The 20,215-nt window shown below is 64.4% G+C and carries 19 protein-coding genes and 1 pseudogene; 9 read left to right on the top strand and 11 right to left on the bottom strand.

The window, feature by feature from the left end; all coding sequences use genetic code 11:
• A pseudogene (locus AO692_RS19600) lies at nt 1-228 on the bottom strand (hypothetical protein); the annotation flags it as partial.
• 351 nt (nt 229-579) lie between these two features.
• Here AO692_RS19600 and AO692_RS19595 point away from each other — a divergent pair.
• Complete coding sequence (locus AO692_RS19595) at nt 580-2,022, top strand: HAMP domain-containing sensor histidine kinase (protein ID WP_054311735.1); 1,443 nt, start codon at nt 580-582, stop codon at nt 2,020-2,022.
• Nucleotides 2,019-2,714 (top strand): response regulator transcription factor, encoded by a 696-nt coding sequence (locus AO692_RS19590; protein ID WP_054311734.1) that lies wholly within the window; start codon nt 2,019-2,021, stop codon nt 2,712-2,714. The genes AO692_RS19595 and AO692_RS19590 overlap by 4 nt, the downstream gene beginning before the upstream one ends.
• Before the next feature lie 20 nt (nt 2,715-2,734).
• On the opposite strand, the gene AO692_RS19585 is transcribed toward AO692_RS19590, so the two are convergent.
• The 3 genes from AO692_RS19585 to AO692_RS19575 are packed head-to-tail and all read right to left on the bottom strand — an operon-like array spanning nt 2,735 to nt 5,671.
• Entirely contained in the window at nt 2,735-3,415 is a 681-nt protein-coding gene (locus tag AO692_RS19585; protein WP_054311733.1) for an ABC transporter ATP-binding protein, read from the bottom strand.
• Nucleotides 3,412-4,653, bottom strand: a complete 1,242-nt coding sequence (locus AO692_RS19580; RefSeq protein ID WP_054311732.1) for an ABC transporter permease — start codon at nt 4,651-4,653, stop codon at nt 3,412-3,414. The genes AO692_RS19585 and AO692_RS19580 overlap by 4 nt, the downstream gene beginning before the upstream one ends.
• 7 nt (nt 4,654-4,660) lie before the next feature.
• Nucleotides 4,661-5,671, bottom strand: a complete 1,011-nt coding sequence (locus tag AO692_RS19575; protein WP_054311731.1) for an efflux RND transporter periplasmic adaptor subunit — start codon at nt 5,669-5,671, stop codon at nt 4,661-4,663.
• A gap of 224 nt (nt 5,672-5,895) precedes the next feature.
• Between AO692_RS19575 and AO692_RS19570 the strand changes: the two genes are divergently transcribed.
• Nucleotides 5,896-6,609 (top strand): TetR/AcrR family transcriptional regulator, encoded by a 714-nt coding sequence (locus AO692_RS19570; RefSeq protein ID WP_244483420.1) that lies wholly within the window; start codon nt 5,896-5,898, stop codon nt 6,607-6,609.
• Between the two features lie 26 nt (nt 6,610-6,635).
• Here the strand turns inward: AO692_RS19570 and AO692_RS19565 are convergent, their stop codons facing one another.
• Complete coding sequence (locus tag AO692_RS19565) at nt 6,636-7,937, bottom strand: S8 family serine peptidase (protein WP_244483419.1); 1,302 nt, start codon at nt 7,935-7,937, stop codon at nt 6,636-6,638.
• A 338-nt stretch (nt 7,938-8,275) separates the two neighbouring features.
• Here AO692_RS19565 and AO692_RS19560 point away from each other — a divergent pair, with 338 nt between their 5' ends.
• From AO692_RS19560 to AO692_RS19545, 4 genes are all read left to right on the top strand, one after another.
• Nucleotides 8,276-8,815: an RNA polymerase sigma factor gene (locus tag AO692_RS19560; protein WP_054311730.1), complete on the top strand. Its 540-nt coding sequence runs from the start codon at nt 8,276-8,278 to the stop codon at nt 8,813-8,815.
• Between the two features lies 1 nt (nt 8,816).
• Nucleotides 8,817-9,566, top strand: a complete 750-nt coding sequence (locus AO692_RS19555; RefSeq protein WP_054311729.1) for a hypothetical protein — start codon at nt 8,817-8,819, stop codon at nt 9,564-9,566.
• An 86-nt stretch (nt 9,567-9,652) separates the two neighbouring features.
• Nucleotides 9,653-11,470: an SLC13 family permease gene (locus tag AO692_RS19550; protein ID WP_054311728.1), complete on the top strand. Its 1,818-nt coding sequence runs from the start codon at nt 9,653-9,655 to the stop codon at nt 11,468-11,470.
• A gap of 51 nt (nt 11,471-11,521) precedes the next feature.
• A complete protein-coding gene (locus AO692_RS19545) occupies nt 11,522-12,691 on the top strand; it encodes a glycerate kinase (RefSeq protein WP_054311727.1) in 1,170 nt (389 codons plus the stop codon).
• Nucleotides 12,692-12,700: 9 nt separating this feature from the next.
• Here the strand turns inward: AO692_RS19545 and AO692_RS33940 are convergent, their stop codons facing one another.
• The 4 genes from AO692_RS33940 to AO692_RS19525 all read right to left on the bottom strand — a co-directional run bounded on the left by AO692_RS33940 (nt 12,701) and on the right by AO692_RS19525 (nt 14,855).
• Nucleotides 12,701-13,678: a hypothetical protein gene (locus AO692_RS33940; protein WP_348271470.1), complete on the bottom strand. Its 978-nt coding sequence runs from the start codon at nt 13,676-13,678 to the stop codon at nt 12,701-12,703.
• A 44-nt stretch (nt 13,679-13,722) separates the two neighbouring features.
• Nucleotides 13,723-14,022: a hypothetical protein gene (locus AO692_RS19535; RefSeq protein ID WP_054311726.1), complete on the bottom strand. Its 300-nt coding sequence runs from the start codon at nt 14,020-14,022 to the stop codon at nt 13,723-13,725.
• A gap of 85 nt (nt 14,023-14,107) precedes the next feature.
• Complete coding sequence (locus AO692_RS19530) at nt 14,108-14,518, bottom strand: lysozyme inhibitor LprI family protein (protein WP_054311736.1); 411 nt, start codon at nt 14,516-14,518, stop codon at nt 14,108-14,110.
• A gap of 97 nt (nt 14,519-14,615) precedes the next feature.
• The gene (locus AO692_RS19525; RefSeq protein WP_054311725.1) at nt 14,616-14,855 is read right to left on the bottom strand and encodes a PepSY domain-containing protein; all 240 of its coding nucleotides are present in this window, start codon (nt 14,853-14,855) and stop codon (nt 14,616-14,618) included.
• 411 nt (nt 14,856-15,266) lie between these two features.
• Here AO692_RS19525 and AO692_RS19520 point away from each other — a divergent pair, with 411 nt between their 5' ends.
• A complete protein-coding gene (locus AO692_RS19520; protein WP_054311724.1) occupies nt 15,267-16,814 on the top strand; it encodes an FAD-dependent monooxygenase in 1,548 nt (515 codons plus the stop codon).
• Nucleotides 16,815-16,825: 11 nt separating this feature from the next.
• On the opposite strand, the gene AO692_RS19515 is transcribed toward AO692_RS19520, so the two are convergent.
• Entirely contained in the window at nt 16,826-18,154 is a 1,329-nt protein-coding gene (locus AO692_RS19515; protein WP_054311723.1) for a sensor histidine kinase, read from the bottom strand.
• Nucleotides 18,151-18,816, bottom strand: coding sequence for a response regulator transcription factor (locus AO692_RS19510; protein ID WP_054311722.1), 666 nt, complete (start codon nt 18,814-18,816; stop codon nt 18,151-18,153). The genes AO692_RS19515 and AO692_RS19510 overlap by 4 nt, the downstream gene beginning before the upstream one ends.
• Nucleotides 18,817-18,927: 111 nt before the next feature.
• Between AO692_RS19510 and dsbD the strand changes: the two genes are divergently transcribed.
• A partial coding sequence (dsbD, locus tag AO692_RS19505) for a protein-disulfide reductase DsbD (protein ID WP_054311721.1) occupies nt 18,928-20,215 on the top strand: 1,288 nt, incomplete at its 3' end.

The raw sequence follows: 20,215 nt of genomic DNA, 5'->3' as shown, positions 1-20,215 counted from the left end.
ACCACTGCCGGCGCCGCCGCCGGCACCACCGCCGCCGCCGCCGCTGTTTCCGGTTCCGTCGCCGCCCTGCGGGCTATCCAGTGTGCCGCCCGCGCCGGGTGTGCCGATGGTACCTTTGCCGGCAGCGCCACCGCCGGCAAAGGCAATCGATCCCGACAAGGCGAGCGTCAGGGCGAAGGGCGCCGCGGAGCATAAAAGCGCGAACGAGCGGCGTTTGCCTGGTGTCATGGAATTTCCCCTCGCATGGCGTGGTCGGGGCCGGCCTCGCCATCAATCCGATCACCCGGCGGTTTGCGGAAAACCGCATGTCCCCGAGCTGCAACGGCATCGGGATCCCGCGCACCCGCCATGCGCACAGCCCCTCAGCGGCAGTTCCCTCTCGATCCCGCCGGCCAAGCCTCCTGACGGTCGCGGCAAAAGATAGAGCCTCCCTTCGCGGCAATTCCACCGATCAATTCTTCTGAATTCTGACCAATTCTTGCAGCGCCGGATCGTGCTTGCCTGCCTGCCCAACTCCTGCAAAGTTCCGGCTACGGCAGCGCGCAATGCGGCTGGGAATCTTGTTGCGAACACTCGAGAATGCTTGATCTCAAGACCGTCCTGGTCGTCACATTCGCCGCTGCGAGCCTGCAGGCCGTCACCTGGCTGTTCGTCTGGCTGGCATGGCGCCGCCTTTACGAACTCAAGTTCCTCGGGGCGGGCTTTGCCGCCATCGCCCTCGGCGTGCTGCTGATGATCGTGCGCGGCATGGAGCCGGCGCCCTGGACGATCGTGCTCCACAACACGATCATCAAGCTGGGCCTGGTGCTTCTGGCCGATGGGCTTGCCCGTTTCCTGGGGCAGCCACGCTATACCTGGATCGGCGTTACGCTGCTGTTGCTCCAGATCGTGGTCTGGAGTGCCGCTGTTACTTTCGATCCGGCAAACATTGCCATCCGCATCCATTCATCGACCGTCTTCACTGTCGTGATCATGTCGATGATGTGCCTGGGACTGATGCGGGACCGGACGCAGCCGTCGCTGCTGCGCTGGATCACGATCGGCGTGCTTGCCGAATACATGATCTCAAGCATCGTCCAGAGTGTCATCGAGTACCGTTTGCCAGCCGACTTTGAAAGCGCGTCGGTGCTGGCCGACCGCAACGCCTGGTACCTGCTGCAGGGCACGCTGTTCCTCATCGCTTTCTTTGCCTGCCTGCTGTTCATGGTCAACGCGCGGCTCTCCGCCGATTTGCGCGAGAAGAACGCCGCGCTGTCGCGCGAGGTGCGGCAACGGAGGCGGCTGGAAATCCAGTTGACCGCAAGCCTAGAGGCCGAGCGCGCGCTTCGCGACGAGCAGGCGGATTTCATGCGCGTCGTCAGCCACGAGTTCCGCACACCGCTCGCCATCATCCGCAATGCCACCGACATGATCGGCCTGGTCGGCAACAAGTCGCCCGAAGCGACGAAGGAACGCATCGCCGGCATAGGCGAGGCGCTCGACCGCCTGTTCTCCTTGATCGACCGTTTCATGGCCAACGATCGTGACAGCGGGTTCCAGCCGGAGACGATACGGGTCGGCTCCCTGGTTGGGGATGTGAGGCTGCATTTCGACATGACCGGGCGCGGCGAACGCCTGGTGTTTGCGGTGGATGATGCCGCCATTCCGTTGTTCGCCGACCCCGAAATGCTGGCAACCGTTCTCATCAATCTTATCGACAATGCGTTGAAATATTCGTCGGCGAATGAGCCGGTGGAGATCGATGTGCGCAAGGAGGATGAAAACCTGGTCCTGCGTGTGCGGGATCATGGCATCGGCATTCCCAAGGCTGAGCTCCACAAGATCGGCAGGCGCTTCTTCAGGGCCTCCAACACGATGGCCGGGACTGGAACCGGGCTCGGCCTCTACTCCTCCCGCAAGCTGCTCGCCTATCATGGCGGCAAACTGCAGCTGCTTGCCAATGACGGCCGGGGCATGACCGCGATCGTCAGATTGCCGCTGACGAGCGCGGCTCAATCGTCGCCGGAGGAGGTGACGGCATGACGCACATCCTGATCGTCGAGGACGAGGCGCGGCTGCGCAAGGATCTGGCCGACTTCCTGGAACTGACGGGCTTCACGGCGGAGGGCGTCGCGACGGCGCGCGAGCTGCGCCAGGTGCTCGAAGGCGGCAGCTCGCCTGCCGTCATCATCCTGGATGTCGGACTGCCCGATGGCAACGGCTTCGAACTGGCCGCCGAAATCCGCAAGTCGCATGCCTGCGGCATCATCATGCTGACGGCGCTGAGCGACAGCGACGACCGTATCCGCGGTTTCGAGAGCGGCGCGGATATCTACCTGGTCAAGCACAGCACGCTGCGCGAGATCGAAGCCGCCATCCGCAGCCTGTTGCGCAGGACGGGGGAACAGGCGCCTGCTATGAACGGTGCCGGTGAACGGTGGGTGCTGGATGGGACCTCCTGGGTGCTGACCGCGCCCAATCACCGTTCACTCAAGCTGACGGCGGCCGAGTTCGCGTTCCTGAACGTGTTGTGCAGGCGCCATGGCGAGATTTGCCAGCGCGAGAGCCTGATGGAAATCGTTGCGCGCCCAAGGTCGAACTTTGATAACCGGCATCTCGACGCAATCGTCAGCCGGCTTCGTCGCAAGCTCGAAGACCACACAAGCCTGCCGGCGCCCATCAAGGTCGTCTATGGGGTGGGCTACACCTTCACGGCTGCCGCAACGGTGCAATGAGCGTCGGCGCGATGGCCGGCTCACGTTCCCTCGGCGATGCTTCCATCGACGATATGGATGCGGCGATCCATGCGCTCGGCCATCTCGAGATCGTGCGTCACCGCAATCACGCTCTTGCCGCGCTCATGCACCAGCTTTTGCAGGATCGCGAAAACCTGCTCGGAGCTCTTGGAATCCAGGCTGCCGGTCGGCTCGTCGGCGAGGATCAGCGGCGGATCGTTGGCAAGCGAGCGCGCCAAGGCAACGCGCTGCCGTTGTCCGCCGGAAAGCTGGTCGGGCCGCTTGTCCAGATGGTCGCCGAGGCCGAGGGATGAAAGCAGTTCACCGGCGCGCTCGCGCATCTCTGATCGCGCCAGCCGGCCGAGCTTGCGCATCGGTATCTCGACGTTTTCCCGCGCCGTGAATTCGGGCAGCAGAAAATGGAACTGGAACACGAAACCCAGCATGGAAAGCCGTGTTCTGGCGCTCTCGCGTTCATTCATCGGGCCGGTATCGCGGCCGCCTATTCTTATCGTTCCCGCGGTCGGATGATCGAGCAGTCCCAGCAGATAGAGCAGCGACGATTTGCCGGATCCGGACGGACCGGTGATCGCGACGAATTCCTTCTCGGCGACGGTAAGCGTGACATCCTTGACCAACGTCACGGGCACCGTCTCCGGCAGGATGCGCGTCAGCTTTTCGGTTTCGAGAAGGGCGCTCATGTCGCGCCTCGGATGATGTCGACGGGATTGAGGCGCGCGGCGCGTCTGGCCGGCAGATATCCCGCCACTGCTGCCGATCCCAGGGCGAAGGCCGAAGCGATGATGTAGTGCAGCAGGCTCCAGGCGATCGGCAGATGCGTCATCTCCTGGCCCGTCGCGGCGATTTCGAAGCGCACCTGCGACAACGCATAGATCATCGAGAAGCCGAGCACCCAGCCGAGGGCCGAACCCGCGCTGCCGATCGCCAGGCCCTCCAGCAGGAACAGCCGGCGCATGTCGGCCTCCGGGAAGCCGAGCGATTTCATGATGGCGATGTCGCGCGCCTTCTCATGCGTGATGGTGGAGATGATGTTGAAGATGCCGAAGCCGGCCACAAGCATGATCGCGCCGACCACGGTGTACATGATGACGTTGCGCACCACGAGAGCCTGGAGGATCGATTCATTTGCTTCCTGCCAGGCGACGGCCTTGTAGCCGAGCTCCGCCTCGGCCCTGTGCGCCACGGCGGGAGCACGGTTGGGGTCGTCGAGCTTGATGCGGATCTCGTTGATGGCGTTCGGCCGGGCGGAAAGGATCTGGGCGTTCTTCAGGAGGATATAGGCCTCTCCCTCGTCCCGCGCCGTCGTGCCGGTGTGGAACAGGCCGGCGATCTTGAAATCCCGGGTCAGCCCTTCCGAGGATACGGCGGTGATTGTGTCGCCAAGTCCGGCGCCGAGGCGTGCCGCCATCGTGTCGCCGACCAGCACATTGTTGCCTCCGGCATTCAGCGCCGCGAAGCTTCCTTTCACGAAATCTTCGACGATGGGCGACACGCCGCGCTCCCGCTCGGGCTCGACGCCGATGATGGATGCACCGACTTCGCGGCTGGAGTAGCGGATAACCCCTTGCGTCTTCAGGCTCTCGGCGAAGCGGCCGGGGATCCAGCTCTCCAGCCAGGCCGTCGCCGCTGTCGGGTTGATGATGCCGCGGCGGTCGTCGCGCGGCCTCAGGCCCGAGATCGAGACGGTGGAGAAAACTTCATCCGCCGGCTGACGGCGCGCCGTGCGCTGCTCGTCAGTTATGTCGACATGCGGCATGGTGTCGACGAGCTGCTTCACGAAGTCGTCCTGGCCGCCCTGCATCAAGGCAGCCATCGCGATCGAGAAACCGACGCCGACCGCAACACCAAGCACGGCCACCAGCGTCTGCCGGCCACGACCGGCGATATGGGTGACGGCGATATCGAGGATGAGCGGCATCGTCGGATCACTCCTGGCTGCCGGCTGTGATGGTGACGCGGGCGCCATCGGCAAGATCGGCGGGATAGGGCGAGACGATCCTGCTTTTGTCGTCGATGCCGGACAGCACCTCGATGCCCTTGACGCCGCGGATGCCGGTGCGGATCTCACGCAGACGTGCCGTTTCTCCTTCGACGATGAAGAGCTTGTTGCCGTCGACCGCAACGGATGGAACCTGAAGCGCGTTCTTGGAAACGCGGACGACGATATTCACGTCCGTCGACATGCCGATCCTGAGCGGCGTGTCGTCGGGAAGGCGGAAGCGGACACGATAGGTCTTCGTGACGGGGTCGCCCTTCGGCGTGATGCTGTCGACGACCGCCTCGAGATTCTGCCCGGGGAACGCGTCTGATTTGAGCACCGCCCGCTGCCCCACCTCGACACGTGGAATGTCCTCTTCATTGACTTCCGCGACCACCAGCAGCGGCCGCGGTTCGCCGACCCAGAACAGGACGCTGCCAAGCTCGGCCACTTCGCCGACCTCGCCATCCTGCCGCAACACGACACCGGGGCTGGGCGCACGCAGCACATAGGTTTCGAGCCGTGCCTTCTGGGCAGCATGCAAAGCTTCGGCCTGCGAAAGCTCGCTGCGGGCACGGTCGAGTGCCTGCTGGCTTGCGGCGTTGCGTTCTGCAAGCACCGATCCACGCTGGAACTCCTGTTCGGCGAGCGCCCGGCGCGCTTCCAGCTCGCCAAGCGCGGCTTTTGCTTCGCTGTCGTCGAGACGGGCAAGCACAGCGCCCTGTGCGACCCTCGACCCTTCGCAATTGCATTGCTCGACGATCCGCTCGCGCACCACGGGCGCGACTTTTGCCCAGACGCGTGGCTCGACCGAGCCGCTCGCATAAACGATCTCCGCGGCATCGCCGCGCGAAGGGAGTACGACGGAAATCGCATTCGGCCGCCACAGATACCAGGCGATGGCACCGATCAGGGTCGCCACGATCGCGATACCAACAATCCAACGCATCAGCCGCATGAAACGCTCCTCGAGGGGTTCGAGCGGAGCGTGCTATAGCATCAGACCGACCGTCGGTCTATAGAGTTGCGCAAGACGAGCGTTCATGCTCCTTTGTGGCAACGCAAAGTTGGAGCGTTTCTGCTTGTCGGAAACGCGGAAATGCTCCAACTATTTGTTTTAATTCAATTCCGGACGCAAAAGCGCTACACGCTTTTGCGGGAACTGCTCGAGCGAGAGTCCTATTGTCCCAGCCAATCAAGCAGCGGGTGATCAAGCAGCCGGAGATACGGTTGGCGGAGCTTCTGGACTGCGCCCAGCGGCTCTTCTTCGAGCATGGCTACGACAACACGACGGTCAACGACATCATCCGCGAGGCGGGTCTCTCGAAAGGCGCGTTCTATCATTACTTCGCTTCGAAGGAGGCGCTGCTCGAGGCGCTTGCGGCGCGCGTGGCGCGCGACAGCCTGGCTGAGCTCAGGCCGATGATCGAAGATCCGGCGCTCGACGCGATCGGCCGCATCAACGCACTTTTCTCAAACGCCGGTCGGCTCAATGTCGAACTCGCGCCGCAGATGCGCAAGACGTTCTCGGTGCTTTTCCAGCCCGAGAACCTGATCCTGTTCCACCGCATCGAACAGTCGGTCCGCGAACTCGTCCGGCCGATGTTCACCGATCTCCTGAAGGAGGGGGTTGAGGAAGGGGTGCTGGACGTCCCGGACCCGGAGATATTTGCGGACATGCTCCTGCAGCTCAGGGTGATCTTCCGCGAAGTCATGTATCAGGCCATGCGCAAGGCCGAGCAGGGAAACGTCGATGAGGCGGTATCGATGCTCGAACAGCGACTGGAACTCTATGGCGTTGCCTTTGAACGGCTGCTGAAGCTTCCTGACGGAACGATCCAAACCGTGCAGCCGGGCTTTGCCCGGGCCTTCCTGGAGGCGGACACAAGGGGTTGACGATGTCTCCATGCGGGAGACGCCTGCTACCCGCCGCAGATGAGCCGGGCGTTGAGCAGCCCGTATCCGAAGACGTCGTCCTTGCCCGACTCGCCGAGATCCTCCGCCTGTGACGCCAGCAGCTTTTGCGCGTCGGCTTCCGGCGCGCGCGACTTGGCGAGCGCCACCGCGGCGGTGACGAAAGGAGCGGCGAAGGACGTGCCGGATTTCGGACGGGCCCCGGCAATGGAGGCGGCCGCCCAGACACCGACGCCGGGCGCGGCGAGGTCGATGTAGTCGCCGCGGTTCGCCCGGCGGTAGGGTCTTTTGTGAAGGTCGACGGCCGTCACCGCGATCACATTGTGATAGGCGGCCGGGAAGACGGCCTTTGCCTTTGGCCCGTCATTGCCCGCGGCTGCAACCAGGCTGATCTTCTTGCCGGCCGCCAGCTCGACCGCCTTGGCAAGCACGGCGTTGTCCGGCCCCGACAGGCTCATGTTGATGACGCTGACGTTCCGGGCGGCCAGCATGTCGATCGCCCTCGCAAGATCATAGGCTTCGGCGCGGTTGTTTGCCCGGAAGGCGTCGACGCTGATCAGCCTGCCGTTCGGCAGCAGGCCGGGCGTGCCGCTCTTGCCGGTCCCGACAAGCAGCGAGGCCACGGCGGTCCCGTGTTGCCGGCCGGAACCGTCACGAGCGGACGGGTCGAGGCGCAGCACTTCCAGCTTGCTTGACGCGAATGTCTCGTGGTCGGGATTGATGGCCGTGTCGATCAGGCCGATGGTGACGTCGGCAGCCTTGCAACCGCCGGGCGGCGAGGCCGGCCAGCCGACGAGCCGCGGCGCCACGCAGGGCCGCCCGCCGCAAGCCGCTTCTTCCTGTGGGCGATAGAAGTGATTGAAATCCGCCAATGCGTCAGGAGCCACCGAGCGGATATCCGCGCGCGCCCTCTCGAGGTTGCGTCCTCGCGGAGGATCGAGCTTGACGACCTCGCCGCCAAAGCTCGTCAGGGCATGGCGCGACCGCACCGCAAAACCCTGGCCAACAAGCACGTCGACCTGCGCTGCCGTCAACCCGAGAGCCACGATCTCGTCGGGAACATAGCGCGGCGCCGCGACCGGCGCTGCGCGGCGCTTGCGAGCCGGGCGCTCCTGCCGAGGCTGTCGCTTGAACCACCTGAACAAATCCGGCTGGGACTTCTTCACGCGGGAATTGTACCCGCCTCCGCCGGAAATGCTGCTGCCGGCGTCATCGCCGTCATTGTCGCTGTCGCTGTCACTGTCGCTATCGCTATCGCTGTCACTACCGCCTCCGTCATCCTCGGCATAGACCGGTGTGACGCCGGCCAATGAACCCCACGGCGTGGCGACTTCGCCGAAAGCGAAGACGACAGACAGGGCAATCGTGGGGAGCCACCGGTTGGAGCAATTCCAGGAAAAGTGCGTAGCGGTTTTCCGTCCGGAATTGCGTAAAGACAAAAAGTTAGAGCGTTTCCGCGTTTCCGTGAAAAACGGAAATGCTCTGGAAACGAAAGACGTGAGGCTGGTTATCATCATGTCACCTTGCTAATTAGGCGCTTACCAAGCATTAGAGAACCCCATGGCCTTTGGGCCAGCCAGCGCGAAGAACGGTGCCCCCGCCGGATTATTCCCGCATCGCAGTCGATACACTCAAACAGCCAACTCACATGGTTGACCGAAAAACCGTCGTTGCGGACCAACTCGTCGATTTTCTTCCCAATCTTCGACGCTTCGCCATCTCGCTCTGCCGCTCCCGCCAGACGGCGGATGATCTCGTGCAGGCGGCATGCGAGAGGGCGCTGGCCAGTGCCGACCGTTTCGAGCCCGGCAGCCGCTTCGACGCCTGGATGTTCCGCATCCTGCGCAACCTGTGGATCGACCAGCTGCGCCGGCAAAAGACGGCCGGCGTACAGGACAACATCGAAGACCGGCATGACCTTGTCGGCAGTTCGGGAGAGCGGGTCGTCGAGGCGAGGCTGACGCTGAAGTCCGTCTCGGAAGCGATCGCGGATCTGATGGACGAACAACGCGAAGTGCTGCTTTTGGTCTGCGTGGAAGAGCTGTCCTATCGGGACGCCGCCGAGGTCCTGGATATTCCGGTCGGCACTGTGATGAGCAGGCTTGCCAGGGCTCGCAAGAATATTTCCGCGGCCACCGGACTAGAATCCGTGGACGCCCGTTATGCCAACCGTGACGGCAGGGATTGAGATGACGACATTCTCCGACGAGACGGTGATGCGCTATGTCGACGGCGAACTCGACGAGGAAACCAGCGCGCTGCTGGAAGCTGAACTGGCCACGGACGCCGATCTGAACAGGCGGCTGGAGATGTTTGCCGAAACGCGCCTTGCCGCGCAGGAGGCGTTGCGGCCCATGCTGGACGAACCCGTGCCGGAGCAGCTCCAGGCCTCTGTCGAGGCGATGGTGGCGAAGGCCAAGGGATCACCAGCAGGCCAGTCCGCGCCGATCGGAAACACCAAGGCCCGACTGTTTTCGCCCGCCAACGACTGGGTGCGGGTGGCGGCGGCAGCCTGCATTGCCGCCGTTCTGGGCGTCGCAGCCGGGCTGATGCTCGGGGGGCGCGAGCCGGCCAGCGGGTTGCAGATCGCTGGTATCGAAAACGAGGAACTGGCGACGGCCTTGGGCTCTGTCCCCAGCGGCGACGAGAAGACGCTCGACAGCGGCGCCTTCAAGGCGGTTTCCAGCTTCAGGGACAGCCAGCAGGCGCTGTGCCGCGAATTCGAACTGGCGATAGCAAATGATTCCAGGGTCTCGTCGGTCGCTTGCGTCGATGCGGGCAAATGGAAGCTGCGCTTCGCCGTCAACCTGCCCGGCAACGACCAGGATTATGCTCCGGCCTCCTCGTCCGAGGCGCTGGATGCGTATCTGGCCGGCATCAATGCCGGTGCCCCGCTGAGCGCTGCGGAGGAAAAAGCAGCACTCGACGGGCTTCGCTGAGGCTGAAAAGTCTGCAGCTTTCTTAGCCGGGAATATTTCCCGCAGTCGTCCGTTCGGCACTCCACATCAATGCGTGAGAGTGCCCCATGCCTGCTTCCATCCGGACCCTCGATCAGCTCCATACGGCGGAGCTTCTGAAACTGGCGCTTGCGAAGTCCCTGCGTCGGATCGAAAGGCGGCTTGCCGCGGCGCTGGTGCTCTCGACCGGGCTTGCGGCGCTGATCTGGTTTGTGCCGGCCGGGCTGGCGGCAGATGCCCGCCTGGCGCTGATCGTCACGGCGTTCTGCGTGACCGCCTGGGCGCTGACCCGCTGGACGGATTCGCTGGTGGCGATGGGCGGAGCGATCGCCATGGTCGTCTTCGGCATATTGCCGGTCGACCGGCTCTACGGCGCGCTCGGCGATGAAATGATCTGGCTGCTGATCGGCGCCTTCATCATCGCCGGCGTGCTGAAATCGAGCGGACTGGTCGAACGTGTCACGTCGAGCGCCTTGCGGCCGTTTCGCTCGGCCAGCGCCCTGTTCTGGGCCTTGACGCTGGTCATCTCCGCGACCGCCTTTCTCGTGCCCTCGACCTCTGCCCGCGCGGCTCTGCTGTTGCCGGTGTTCCTCTCCATTGCCGACCGGTTGCCCGATCGGCGCCTGGTGCGTCCGCTGGCGCTGCTGTTTCCGAGCGTGATCCTGCTTTCCGCCGGCGGTTCGCTGATCGGCGCGGGCGCCCATCTAATCGCCGTCGACGCGATCGCGGCCAAGACCGCCGTCAAGATCGGCTTCCTGCAATGGCTCGCCTTGGCTGCACCGGTGGCCCTGCTGTCCAGCATCGCCGCCTGCGGCCTCATCCTTCGGCTCTTCGTGCCGGCCGAGCTGCGCCGCGCCGGCATCGAGCCCGCCGCTGGCCGGCACGGCCCGTTGGACGGTCGCCAGAAAGGCGTGATCCTCGTCGTCTCCGCGATCGTGCTCGCCTGGATCACCACCTCCATCCATGGTCTCGACATCGCCCTGGTGACCATTGCGGGCGCGACGGTGCTGATGTCGAAATGGTTCACCGGGCTGAAGCCGAAGGAGCTGTTCCGCGCCATCGAGATGGAACTTGTGCTTTTCCTGGTTGCGACCGCGGTCATTACCGACGGCATGACGGCGACGGGCGCGGATCGCTGGATTGCGCAGAGCCTGATGTCGAACCTGCCGCAAGCCGTGAGCGGGTTCTTTCCACTGGTGGTCGCCGTTGCTGCCGCGGTGGCCGTCATGGCTCATGTCGTCATCAATTCGCGGTCGGCGCGGGCGGCGGTGCTGATCTCGGTTCTGGCGCTTCCCCTGGCCGGCATGGGCCATGACACGATGACGCTCGTGATGGTGACCGTGCTCGGCACCGGCTTTTGCCAGACGCTGATGGCGAGCGCAAAGCCGGTTGCGATCTTCGGCGGTGTGGACAAGCCGACATTCGATCAGGCCGACCTCTTCCGTCTCGCATTGCCGCTTCTGCCGGTGAAGTTCGCTCTGCTGGTCTTTGTTGCGCTGTTTGTCTGGCCGCTGCAGATGCCTGTGTCCAGGGGCGCCTCGCCGGAGCCGGTCGCGATTGCCGCTCCGCCCGTCGCACTGGCTGCTGTTCCTGCTCCGGTGAAATATCCCGGTGCGCTCTGCAGCCGCGGGCAGCTTCGCACCATCATGATCGCGACGATCGCCGAGAGGCGCCTGTGGGCAAGCGGCTGGTGGCGCGTGTGGGACCGGCTTCGCCGCGCCGACGTTCCGGTCGAGAAGAGCGCCGTGCGGGCGATCTACAACGAAGACGGCTTCGTGCGGCTGCGTGGGCACAGCCTGACGATCCATGAAGCCGAGCCCGAAAAGATGCGCGCCGCCTTTGAAATCTGTTCGGCGGCTAAAAAAATCTCCAGCCCGATGGAATAGACCGGGGACCGGACCGTTCTCCCGCCCATCACATCGCAAGGAGAACACGAGATGTCTTTCACGGTCCTGGTTGCCCCCTCCGGTTTCAAGGAATCGCTCGACGTCGAGGATGTCGCCCGCGCCATCAGCGCGGGCGTGCTGCGCGCCTGTCCTTCGGCGAAGCTGCTGCAGGCGCCGATGGTCGATGGCGGCGAAGGCTTCACAAAGGCGCTGGTCGCATCGACGGGCGGCGTGATGATCGACCGCATCGTCACCGGCCCGGTGGGCCGGCCGGTCAAATCCTTCTTCGGTTTCATGGGTGGAGCGGGCAAGCGGACCGCCGTCATCGAGATGGCGGCTGCCGCCGGCTTGCGCCTGGTTCCGCGCGACAGCCGCGATCCGACCCGCACCACAAGCTATGGTGTCGGCGAGCTGATCGTCGCGGCGATGGATGCCGGAGCCAAGCGCATCCTGGTCGGGTGCGGCGACAGCGGCATCAATGACGGCGGAGCCGGCATGGCCGTTGCGCTGGGCGCTCGCCTCCTGGACAGCAACGGCCGCGATATCGAACCGTGCGGCGGCGCACTGGCCGAGCTCGCGGTCATCGATTTCAGCGGTCTCGATCCACGGTTGAAGTCCGTCCGGATCGACGTCGCGGTCAACTGGCACAACATGCTGCTGGGCGAAAAGGGCGTGGCCCGCGTCTTCGGCCCGCAGAAGGGTGCAACGCCGCGGCAGGTCGAACTGCTGGAGCGCGGGCTCGAAACCTATGCCGCGCTCATCCTGAAAGAGACCGGGATCGATCTGCGGCAGGCCCAGGGTGCGGGCGCATCGGGCGGCCTGGGCGCCGGCCTTATGGCCTTTGCCGGCGCCAGGCTGCATCCGCGTTTCGACATCGTGATGCGATATCTGTCCTTCGACCGGCTGCTGCGCTCGGCCGATCTGGTGATCACCGCCGAGGGCTCGCTCGATGGCCAGAGCCCCTTCGGCAAGGTGCCTTGCGAGGTGGCGCGGCGGGCCAGGGCACTGGGCATCCCGACGATTGCCCTGGCCGGCACCATCGGCAAGGGTGTCGACCTGACCTTCGACAACGGCATCGACGCTTTCGCCTCGATCATCAAGCGGCCATGCACTCTCGACGAAGCCATCAACAAGGGAGAGAAGCTGCTGCGCCGTGCCGCGGAAGACGCCATGCGGATGATCATGGTCGGCACGCGCCTGCGGCCGCCAATGGCTGCATGAGTCTTGCGTTCAGGGGGCTGTCCGGTGGGCGAAATGTTCCCAGCTCATCCGCCATGGATCGCTGTCCGAGGCTCTTTCCTCGCCGATCCAGTGGAAGCTGTCGGCCGTGATCTCCGTGAAACGCCATCGCGTTTTCATACCGCGCGAGTCCTCGCCGAGCTGGACGATGTCCTTGCCCTCGGCCCGGCCGATCTGGCGCGAATAATCCTGGTTGAGCGGATCGCTCCAGATGATGTGCCAGCCATCGATCCCGGGATCGAAGACGCGCAAGGTCGTGCCGTACATGGTGGATGGCTCAGGACGCCTGGGCCTGATCCAGAGGTCCTGGATCGCGCGGCCCTCGAGCACCCAGCCGAAATGGATTTCTCCGGGCCATTTCTCGACTGTGCCGTCGTCGCGGTGGTGGAGCGTGTCCGTCTCCCAACTGCCGATCAGCCACCCGTAGAGCGCCATGTCCTTCGCCCGCTCGGCGGGCGGACCTTCGGATGCGAGAGCGGCGAGAAACGCAGATACAGTCATGGTCACAAGGCCTTTTGGCTTCGAGCAGTCATGAAGTGTCGCACAGGCTTGCTGACACCACTCCTTCAGGAGGGTGCGAGGTCGACTTTCGGTTCGTTGTTGCAGGAGCTGCCGCCAACGTCGGTGGTGGCGCCAGCCGGCTATGCCTTGCGCCAGCGCCGGTGCGAAGTCGAGAGGCAGGCACTTTGTCACGCCGGCAATGGCCGCATCCGAGAAGGCCTTGGCCGCAGCCTTGTCTCCTTTGACATTGATCGCCGTGGCGCGCGGCGGGCCGATCAGGCTGCCGTCGCGCTTGAAGCTGAAGCTCAGCGTCACCGACGATCCGTCCGTGCCTGCCGGGGGTGTCCAGCAATTTGTCAGTGCCGTCCCGACATCGTTCATCGTCTTCAGCGTATCCGCCTGCGCTTGCGGCACGCCGATCGTCGTGGCCAGCCCCATCAGCATTGCCACCTTCAACGTCGCAGTCATTGTATCCCTCCTGGCAAAAGTGATTGGATTGCGGATCGTCCACCTCAGGACTGATTGTAGCCGCGGGCCCTCATGCAGTCCTTGATAAGATCGGATTGTTCCATGCCCTTGACGATACCGTCGCCGATGCCATCCCCGATCGCGTCCGTCATCGTCTTGGGGCGGTCATTGGTTCCGATGGTCGCGGTCGCCGTCTCGGCTTGGTATTTGCATTCGGCATAGTCCTGCTGGGCAGCGCTGCGCGGTGTCTCGTCCTTCACCCAGTCACTCCCGTCGGACGTCTTGCAACCCGCCATCAAGCATAGGCTGCCCGCCATGGCCGCGCTTAAAATCGCCTTGTTCATGAAATCGCTCCTTTCCAAAAAAGAAACCGCTCAGACCGGGGAGAACCCGGGTCCTTGCATAAAACCCTGCTGAGCCTAATGCCGATCAGTTCGCCGCCGGAACGGGACAGTTCGGGTCCCCTTCCTCGCATTTGAGATAACCCTTGAAGTCGTCGATGCGGCTCTGGGTGATCGCGGTCTGGCACATCGGGTAGGCCATCCCGGCGATGCTGCCACCGCCGGCGGTCTGGAAATCGCATTCGGCGTCGCGATAGGCCACCCATGCCTTCTGCGTGGTGATCAGCAGCTTTGTGGTACCGGGATCGTCCTTCAGCCGCGCCTCGATTTCCTTGTAGAGCTTGTTCAGCTCGGCGTCGGCCTTCTTGAAGACGTTGCCGTAGCACTCGTTCATGCCCGCCTGGCCGCCTGAGGCACTGCCGCAATCCTCGGCACTGGCGGTGGACAGCGGAGCGGCTGTACCGAGAAGAAGGGCAAAAAGTCCTGTCGACAGCTTCATCGATTGTCTCCCTGTGTTGTTCAGAACCGAAACCGAGCTTCCGCACGCCAGGCTGACCTCGATCAGCGCGAGCGGGCCCATCGTTCGCGGCGGTGGTTTATTTCACGTTCTCGCCTGTCTTCGGGTCGACCTTGATCTCGACCTTGGCGCCGTCCTTGTTGAAATATTCGATCTCGTAGTAACCGCGATCGTTCCAATCGACTTCGTCGACATACTGGGTGCCTGGAGCCTGCTCCACCTTGGCAATGATGTCGGCTAATTTTGTGCCTTCAGGAGGCGCCGCCTGGGCGCTCAGAGGTGCCAGGATCAAAAAGGCAGAAGCAACAATCAATCGCATTACAGGCTCCGTCGCGGTTTGAATGAGCCCCACACCCGATCGCAATATCCAATATTATTGACAGCTAAATGAACACACATGGTCTCGAGGAACAAGTGCCCAAGTAACGAGTGAACGAGTAGCAAGTGCTCGAGTAAAAATCGTTGTGTTGCTTGTTTTTTTGATGGGAACAAAACACCGCGGACCGAAAGTCCCGGATTGCGGGCTGGCTGACCATGGTTGATCGAGCCGCGACAGTGTGGATTGAGCGCGGCAGATGCCGGGTTTTGAACGCGGGTAGCCTGGGGAGAAAAGGGCGCAGCAACAAGGGCCGCCCTTCCATATCATAGATATGGCGCACAACCCTCTTGCTTCAAGGCCCCGACCGCGTCGTAGAAGACTGGCCCCTTTACTCATTCCACGAGGTGGCAAATGTCCGAACACGAGATCATCATCGCCGGCGGTGGCCCGACCGGGTTGATGCTGGCCGGCGAACTGGCACTCGCCGGCGTGGATGTCGCCATCGTCGAGCGGCGGACGACCATGGAAGTCCCCGGCAGGCGCGCGGGCGGCCTGCATGCGCGTTCGCTGGAAGTGCTCGACCAGCGCGGCATCGTCGACCGGTTCCTTGCCGAAGGGCAGGCCTATCCCAATGTCGGCTTTCACGTCGCGCTCGACATCAGCGACTTTCCGACCCGGCACAACTATCTCCTTGCCTTGCGCCAGGAACGCATCGAGCGGCTTTTGGCCGATTGGGTCGAAGAGCTGGGAGTGCCGATCTTTCGCGGCAGGGACGTGGTGGGCGTTGCCGAGGTCGAAGGCGGTGTCGAGGTCTCGACCGTGCAGGGTGTAAACATGCGGGCTGGCTGGCTGGTGGGTTGCGACGGTGGGCGCAGCACGGTGCGAAAATCGGCCGGCATCGATTTCCCTGGCTGGGAGGCCTCGACGAGCTGGCTGATCGCGGAGGTCAGGATGAAAGAACAGCCTGTGCTCGGTTTCCGCGAGACCGCTTCGGGCCGCCACGCCATGGCCATGCTGGACGACGGCGAAAGGGTGGGCGTGGTCCTTGCCGGACAGGATCCGCGCGCCACGGACGTGCCGACGCTGGACGAACTCGCCGCCGCGCTGGAGGCGGCCTACGGAACCGACTTCGGCGTGCACGCGCCCGGTTCGATGTCCCGCTTCAGCGACGCGGCGCGCCAGGCGGCCGCCTACCGCAAGGGACGCATCCTGCTGGCGGGCGATGCCGCGCATATCCACTCGCCGATGGGCGGGCAGGGCCTCAATCTCGGCGTCCAGGACGCGGTCAATCTCGGCTGGAAGCTGGCGCGGGTCGTGACACGGCAATCACCCGAGACGCTGCTCGACACCTATCAGGCCGAGCGCCATCCGGTTGCGGCGCGCGTCCTTCGCAACACCATCGCGCAGAGCGTGCTGCGCTATCCTGGCGAGCGCATTGCGGTGCTCGGCGACCTGGTCTCCGAGCTGCTGGCGATGGAAGAGCCGCGCAGGCGCTTCGCCGCAATGATGAGCGGCCTCGACATCCGCTATGGGGCCGATGAAGGCCACCCGCTGCTCGGCCGCCGCATGCCCGATCTCGATATCGTTGTCGCCGGCAAGCCGATGCGTCTCTTCACGCTGCTGCATGATGCACTGCCGGTGCTGCTTTATTCCAGCAAGCCGCTCGCCATCGACATAGCGCAATTCCAGGAAAAGTGTGTAACGGTTTTCCGTCCGGAATTGCGTAAAAACAAAGAGTTAGAGCGTTTCCGCGTTTCCGTGAAAAACGGAAACGCTCTAGGGGCCGATCGCGTCAAATCGGTCGAGGCGACGTTCGAAGGCGTGTGCGAGCTTCCTGCCGTCGGCGTGGTCGACATGCCTGCCGCCGTTCTGATCCGGCCCGATGGGCATGTGGCGTGGGTTGGCGAGGAAGGCCCGGAGGGCCTGTCCGATGCGCTGGGGACCTGGTTTGGCGACTAAATCTCGAAAAGTCAGAAGCCATCGGCTCGTGACGGCCAATTGAGCGTGCATCTCAGGCCGCACCGGTCGTCAAGGTTGGCTATGGCCAACCGCATGCCCAATCGGTCCGTGGCAATGGAGGCAATCGCCAGGCCAAGGCCGGTGCCGGGCGTTGTCGTTCCGCGTGTGCGGTAGAAGCGCTGCGTGACGAGCGCAATCTCGTCTTCGGCGATCCCCGGGCCTTCGTCTTCGATCATCATGCCTGCGCCATCCGGCAGCATGCTCCACGATATCCTGCCCTCCGCCCTCGTATGTTCGAGGGCGTTTTCATGCAGGTTCCTCAGCACCAGATGCAGGTGCTCGCGATCCCCGCTTACAACCAGGCCGTTCAACCTCGGATCGACCGTTACCTGGAGGTCGGGTGGCGTCCTGCAATCCTTCATCGCGTCCTGGAGCGCGCGGCCGACGTCGACGGCTTCCTGTTGCCGGGGCGGCATCGCATCAAGCTTCGCGAGGGTCAGCAACTGCCGGGTCAGGCGGGTGGCGCGATCCACGGAGGCGATGATCTGGCGCAGTGCCGAGGCGCGGGTGCCGTCGTCCCTGGCGGCAAGGGCAACCTGGGCCTGCGTCTTCAGGCCGGCGAGTGGCGTGCGCAGCTCATGCGCTGCGAAAGCGGTGACGTCACGTTCATGGCGGCGCGCGGCATCCACCTTGCCGAAAAGTCCGTTGAGAGCCTGCAGCAGGGGCCGAACTTCGGAAGGGGCGGCCGCGTCGGCGATCGGACGCATGTCGTCGCCATCGCGCGCGGCTATGTCGGCAGCCGTGCGTTCGAGCGGGGAGAGACCGCGGCCCACCCCGAACCAGATGAGCGCGCCGAGGAGTGGAACGATGATGAGCGCGGGGCCGATGAGCCCCAGCACCAGATCGCGCACCAGGCGGTCGCGCAGGCCGATCCTGTCGCCAACCGCGACGCGCACGCCCTTCTGTGCGTCGACGATCGTATAGACCCGCCAGCGCTCGCCGCCGATCGTGCGGTCGGCGAAACCTCCATCATCCTGCGCAAGGCTCGTCGACGGCGCGCCGCTCGACCGGGCGAGCAGGCGCCCGTCGAGCGACCATATCTGACAGGACAGCTGCTTCTCATATCCGGCCTCCTGGAAGGGCGCCGTGGACGCGGCTGCCGGGACGTTCCCGCTCGGGACGAGCGAATGGACCATCCGTGCCGCTTCCTGGAGGCGCGTATCCAGGACGTGCTCGAGTTCGATGCGGCTTCCGACATAGATCCATATCACCGCGAGCAGCCAGAGGACTCCGGTCGCGGCCAGAAGCAGGACGAACAGGCGGCGCCGGAGGGACGTCATGGCGCGCCGACCCGAAAACGATAGCCCAGGCCGCGCACCGTTTCGATTCTTGCCCGGCCGACCTTGCCGCGAAGATTGTGGATGTGCACCTCCACGGCATTGCTCTCGATCTCTTCCTGCCAGCCATAGAGACGGTCCTCGAGTTCACCGCGGGAACGGATGACGCCCGGGCGCTCCATGAGCGCCGACAGGACAGCGAATTCGCGTCTCGACAACGGGACTTCGCGTCCTTCCACGACGACCCTCAGACCGGCAGGATCCAGGACCATTCCGCAAGCGCGCAGCACGGGATCGGCACGACCGTCCCTGCGGCGGGCGACCGCTCTCACACGCGCTGCCAATTCATCGAGATCGAAAGGTTTGCCGATATAGTCGTCGGCTCCCGCGTCCAGGCCCTTTATGCGATCCGGTATCTCATCCAGCGCCGTCAGGAGCACGACGGGCGTCGTGTCCCCGGCGCCGCGCATCTCGGCAAGCAGGTCCAGGCCGGAACCGTCCGGCAACATCAGATCGAGCACGATCGCCTCGAAACGGGCCACGGCAAGTGCCGCGCGGGCATCGGCGCATCCCGTCACCGCATCCACGGTCCAGCCGGCCAGGCCGAGGCCGACGCGCAGCCCGTCCGACAGGATCGGATCGTCTTCGATGACAAGGATTCGCATTGCCGGCTTCGTGCCTCCTTCGAGCACCGTTCTATCCGCACCTTAAGGCTGGCTTAAGGTAACGGGCCGATCCGCGCCACCAGGTTCGAACAACATGGACGCGGAGCCAGCATGTCGCGGTTTTTCAAGATGAGCGTGGTTTTTCTGGCCGCGCTGCCGGTTCTATTCCTCACCGCGCTCGTCAATGCCCAGACGCCTCCGCCGGCGGACGAGGTGTTCTCGCTTGCGGCAAGCCGCGGTGGCGACGGCGCAATGACGCTGCGATGGACGGTGGCGCCGGGCAATTATCTCTATCGCGACAGTCTCGAGGCAAAGCTCGATGGTCGCGACCTCGACATCGTCCTGCCCGCCGGCGAGGAAAAGGACGATCCCAATTTCGGCCTCGTGCGGATCTTCCACGGTGGCGTGGATGGGCAAATCTCCGGTCTGCCGGCAACCGGCGAACTGCAAGTCCGATACCAGGGCTGCGCGGAGCAAGGCATCTGCTACCCCGGCATCGTCAAGAAGGTGGACCTCGCGACGCTGGCGATTTCTAGTACGCGGCTCGGCCTCGGCGGCGAGGCCGTGGTCGATGCACCTCCACCAGGCGCAGCTCCGGTTGCTGCCGACGCCGATCCTGCTGCCGGCTATCTCGCGGGCAGTCCGTTGCTGATGGCGGCTGGCTTCCTGGGCTTCGGTCTGCTGCTGGCGTTCACGCCTTGCGTCTTTCCCATGATCCCGATCCTGTCGGCCATGATGGCGGGGGCAGGCGAGCGCCTGTCCATGGGCCGTGGCTTCGTGCTCTCGAGCGCCTACGTGCTGGCGATGGCCGCTGCCTATGGCATCGTCGGCCTCGTTGCCGGCTGGTCGGGCGCCAATCTCCAGACTGCCCTGCAGACACCGATGGCCCTGTCGCTGGCGGCCGCGGTCTTTGTGGGCCTGGCGCTTTCCATGTTCGGTTTCTACGAGATCGCGTTGCCGGCGGGTCTGGCCGCGCGTCTTTCGGGCGGCCGGGGCGGCGGATCGGTGTTGGGCGCGGCTGTCCTCGGCTTGGGTTCGGCCTTGATCGTCGGGCCTTGCGTGACGCCACCGCTCGCGGCCGCGATGCTTTTCGCGGTGCAGTCGGGGGAGGCGGTGAAAGGTGGAACCGCGCTCTTCTTTCTCGGTCTTGGCATGGGCTTGCCGCTCATCGCCTTCGGCACCTTCGGCGCGCACATCCTGCCGCGGTCGGGATCGTGGATGGTCCGTGCCCGTCAGGGCTTCGGCGTCGTCTTCCTCGGCGTGGCCGTCCTGCTTGTCTCACGGCTTCTGCCGCCGCCTGCCGCGCTGGCGCTGTGGGGTGCGCTGGCCATCGGCGCCGGCGTCTTCCTGGGCGGGTTCGACCCGGTCAGGGCCGGAACCGGCTGGCCGCCGCGGCTCG

This window comes from Mesorhizobium sp. 1M-11, from assembly GCF_001303895.1.
In the GTDB taxonomy this organism is placed as follows: Bacteria; Pseudomonadota; Alphaproteobacteria; order Rhizobiales; family Rhizobiaceae; genus Mesorhizobium.
This window is presented reverse-complemented; position numbering and strand designations above follow the sequence as displayed.